Annotated in this window: 1 protein-coding gene; it reads left to right on the top strand. The window is 66.8% G+C overall.

The genetic code is table 11. The features are described from left to right. Window positions 1-238, top strand: a 238-nt coding sequence (locus LQ326_RS47650) for a condensation domain-containing protein (RefSeq protein ID WP_234545445.1), incomplete at both ends; no start/stop codon positions are given.

Consider the following 238-nt stretch of genomic DNA (forward strand, 5'->3'; position numbering starts at 1 on the left):
GCGAACCAGGACGTGCCGTTCGAGAGGCTCGTCGACGAGCTGAACCCGGCCCGCTCCGCCGCCCGTAATCCGCTGTTCCAGGTGATGCTGGCGCTCCAGAACGTGCCGGAGGCGCAGTGGGAACTGGAAGGGCTGGCGGTCGAACAGATTCCGCCGGCGGAGGACCCCGCAGCCCGGTTCGATCTCTCCTTGACGCTGAGCGAGTGCCAGTCGGACGACGGTTCTACAGATGGTCTGC

Source organism: Streptomyces shenzhenensis (assembly GCF_021462265.1).
Taxonomy (GTDB): domain Bacteria; phylum Actinomycetota; class Actinomycetes; order Streptomycetales; family Streptomycetaceae; genus Streptomyces; species Streptomyces shenzhenensis.